This window comes from Streptomyces sp. NPDC049541 (assembly GCF_044465725.1).
GTDB lineage: Bacteria > Actinomycetota > Actinomycetes > Streptomycetales > Streptomycetaceae > Streptomyces.
Genome location: NZ_JBITLY010000001.1, coordinates 450,502 through 454,123, shown reverse-complemented (window position 1 = coordinate 454,123; position 3,622 = coordinate 450,502). Strand labels below are relative to the sequence as shown.

The window sequence follows — 3,622 nt, the reverse complement described above, 5'->3', positions numbered from 1 at the left end:
CGTGGGGCCCCCCCCCCCCCCCCCCCCCCCCCCCCCCCCGGCCCCGCCCCCCCCCGCGCCCCCCCCCGCGGCCCCCCCGGCCCCCCCCCCCCCCGGGGGGGGGGCCCCCCCCCCCCCCCCCCCCCCCCCCCCCCCCCCCCCCCCGGGAAACGTGAGGTCAGGCCTTCGCCTTGGCCTTCGGCTGGCGGTCCTTGGACTTGTCCAGCGCCATCACCAGGCCCGCGATGACCGCGAACAGGGCCAGGGGGGCCAGGACGTAGAGGCCCAGCGTCTCGCCGACGCTCAGGCCCTTGCCGGGGTCGTCGCCGTCGTCGCGGATCAGCGCGGAGGCGGGGGACGACATGAGCAGCATCATCAGCGTCGTACCGGCGGCCAGGGCGCCGGCGCGCAGGGCGTTCTTCTTGTCCACGTTGTCAAACGTATCGAACGACGATTGGCGTCGCTCGTTCGGGGGGTGCCCTACGGGATCGGCCCGGCCCTCACCCCGGCCGTACCGTCCGCAGTACGTCGATCAGCGCATGCAGTCGCGGCGAGCCGGCCAGCTCCTCCAGCGTCACCGGGCGGCCCTCCGCGTCCGCGATCGGCAGCCGCCAGTTCGGGTACTGGTCCCAGGTGCCGGGGAGGTTCTGCGGGCGGCGGTCGCCGACCGTGTCGGGGAGCCAGACGCCGATCATGCGGGACGGGGTGCGCAGCAGGAAGCGGTGGACCGCCTGGATCTCGGCCTCCTCCTCCGACACGCCGTGCGCGCCGCCCGTGCCGTGCAGCAGGCCGAGGCGGGCGAGCAGGCCCAGCCACTCCCCCGTGTCGTTGGCCGCCTCCGTGCGCTCCTCCTCCAGCGGGCGGGCCAACAGGCCGAGGCGGTCGCGGAGTTCGACGTGTTCGCCGGTGAGGCGGGCGGCCGTGGGCGGCAGGTCGTGGGTGGTGGCGGTGGCGAGGCAGTCGGCGCGCCAGGCCTCGGGCGGCAGTGGCTGTCCGTCGCCCTCCCAGTCCCGCTCGAACCACAGCACCGAGGTGCCGAGCACCCCGCGCTCGCGCAGCGTCTCCCGCACCCCCGGCTCGACCGTGCCCAGGTCCTCGCCGATGACGACCGCCCCGGCGCGCGAGGCCTCCAGCACGAGGATCGCGAGCATGGCCTCGGCGTCGTAGCGGACGTAGGTGCCCTCCGTGGGCGGCTGCCCCTGCGGCACCCACCAGAGCCGGAACAGGCCCATGACGTGGTCGATGCGCAGGGCGCCGGCGTACCGGAAGAGGGCCTTCAGCAGTCGGCGGTACGGCGCATAGCCGGACTCGGCGAGGCGGTCCGGTCGCCAGGGCGGCAGGCCCCAGTCCTGGCCGCGCGCGTTGAAGGCGTCCGGCGGGGCGCCCACGGACATCCCGGCGGCGAAGTACTCCTGCTGCGCCCAGGCGTCGGCGCCGCCGGGGTGCACCCCGACCGCCAGGTCGTGCACGATCCCCACCGGCATTCCGGCCTCGCGCGCGGCGCGCTGGGCGTCGGTGAGCTGGGCGTCGGTGAGCCAGGCGAGGCGGGAGTGGAAGTCCACGCGGTCCATCAGCTCACCGCGGGCGCGGGCCGTCTCGGCCGAGCGCGGGTCCTGCAGCGCGGCGGGCCAGCGGCTCCAGTCGGAGCCGTGCACCTCGGCGAGGGCGTACCAGGTGGCGTGGTCCTCCAGGGCCTGGCCCTGCTCGGCGAGGAAGTCGACGTACGCCGCGCGCCGGCCGGGCCCGAGCTCCACCTCGCGGATCAGCTCCAGCGCCTCCCGCTTGAGCTCCCACACGGCGTCCCGGTCGATCAGCGCGCCCTTCTCCAGCACGGCTTCGCGCAGTTGCGCGGCGCGCCCGAGAAGCGCGCGGACCCGCTCCCGGTCCTCGACGTGGGCGTACTCGGGGATGTCCTCGACCCGCAGGTGCACGGGGTCGGGGAAGCGGCGGGAGGAGGGGCGGTACGGGGAGGGGTCGGTGGGGGCGCCGGGCACGGCCGCGTGCAGCGGGTTGACCTGAAGGAATCCCGCGCCGAGCGCCCGTCCGGCCCAGGCGGTCAGCTCGGCGAGGTCACCGAGGTCGCCCATGCCCCAGGAGCGCCGCGAGAGCAGGGAGTAGAGCTGGACGAGCAGGCCGTACGAGCGTGCGGCGGGCGTGGGCAGCCGGGGCGGGGCGACGACGAGGTGGGCCTCGGCGCTGCGGCCGTCGGGCGCGGTGGCCGTCAACCGGTGGACTCCGGGCGGGAGCTCCTCGGCGGAGGCCCGCGTCTCGCCCTGCTCGGTCTCGATGCTGAGCCGGGTGCCGGCCGGGAGGGCTTCGAGGGCGGAGGAGGTGGCCCCGCTCCACAGGACCACCGTGGGCGGCAGCAGCCGTTCGCCGAGCTCCCGCTCCCGGGCGGCGAGCGCGGCGCGGGTCGTGTCGTTGGTGCTCGCATCGATGCCGAGGGCGGCGAGGGTGAGGGTGACCGCGGTGGCGGAGGCCGCGACCGTGCTGTCCGGGGAGGGGCTGTAGGAGGTGGCGACGCCGTGCAGTGCGGCGAGCCGGGACAGCTCCTCGGAGGGCGGGCCGGCCGGCCCCTGCGCCGTCACCTAGAGCCTCGGGGCATCCGGCTCGGGGGCCACCGCCTCGCTGGTCAGGGGCGCGGCGTCGGCGAGCGGCGGCTCACTGGTGAGGGGCTCGGCCTCGGGCAGTGGCGGTTCGCTGGTCAGCGGGGTCTCGGCGCAGGCGCCCTCCGCACTGAAGACGCAGAAATGCGGCTCGGGATCGAGGGACGGCAGCTGCGCCACGGGTTTGGAGAGGGGGTAAGCCGGTGCGGCCACGGGGGCCTCCTTGTCGGGTACGGCGAGTTGCGGGTTAACGCAGCCCTACCCACCGGACGCGGCGGCAGACGTACCGAAAGGGACTACGTGCCTCTCCTCACATTCTGCGTCAACTTCGAAGCAGCACAGGGATCACTATTCACTCAGTACATGTAGCGAGTGCATAATGATCGCCATGAGCACCCGCCACATCCTGCTGGGGCTGCTCGCTTCGGGGCCGAGCCATGGCTACGACCTGAAGCGACGGCACGACGAACGTTTCCCGCAGGCCCGTCCACTGGCCTACGGGCAGGTCTACACGACCCTGCAGCGCCTGGTCCGGGACGGCCTCGCGGAGGTCGAGGGCACCGACTCGGACGGCGGCCCGGAACGGACGACGTACCGCTCGACCGACGAGGGGGCGCGCGAACTGGCCGCCTGGGCCGGGGAGATCGCCCCGCCGGCCCCCTTCGTGACGAACGAGATCTTCGCCAAGGTCGTCGTCTCGATCCTCTCCGGCGGCGACGCGGAGGCGTATCTGGCCGCCCAGCGCGCCGCCCACATGCAACGGATGCGGGAGCTCACGGCGGTCAAGACGGCGCCCGGCGCCGATCTCGCGACCGTGCTCTCGGCGGACTACGCCCTCAACCATCTCGACGCCGACCTCCGCTGGATGACCACGACGGCGGCCCGGCTCACCACCCTGACCGCGGAGGTAGACGCAGCATGAGCAACGGGGACAGCCCAGACGTGCTCTCGGCGGACTACGCCCTCAACCATCTCGACGCCGACCTCCGCTGGATGACCACGACGGCGGCCCGGCTCACCACCCTGACCGCGGAGGT

The 3,622-nt window shown here is 74.7% G+C and carries 4 protein-coding genes; 1 reads left to right on the top strand and 3 read right to left on the bottom strand.

The window, feature by feature from the left end; translation table 11 throughout:
- Positions 1–157: 157 nt before the first annotated feature.
- From ACIBW9_RS02080 to ACIBW9_RS02070, 3 genes are all read right to left on the bottom strand, one after another.
- Positions 158–409, bottom strand: coding sequence for a hypothetical protein (locus tag ACIBW9_RS02080; protein WP_398950296.1), 252 nt, complete (start codon positions 407–409; stop codon positions 158–160).
- A 70-nt stretch (positions 410–479) separates the two neighbouring features.
- Positions 480–2,567 carry a 4-alpha-glucanotransferase gene (gene malQ, locus ACIBW9_RS02075; RefSeq protein ID WP_398950294.1) on the bottom strand — a complete coding sequence of 696 codons (2,088 nt, stop codon included), beginning with the start codon at positions 2,565–2,567 and terminating at the stop codon, positions 480–482.
- Positions 2,568–2,798, bottom strand: coding sequence for a hypothetical protein (locus ACIBW9_RS02070; RefSeq protein WP_390698482.1), 231 nt, complete (start codon positions 2,796–2,798; stop codon positions 2,568–2,570).
- Between the two features lie 175 nt (positions 2,799–2,973).
- On the opposite strand from ACIBW9_RS02070, the gene ACIBW9_RS02065 reads away from it, so the two are divergent.
- Entirely contained in the window at positions 2,974–3,507 is a 534-nt protein-coding gene (locus ACIBW9_RS02065) for a PadR family transcriptional regulator (RefSeq protein WP_389070748.1), read from the top strand.
- Positions 3,508–3,622 lie beyond the last annotated feature (115 nt).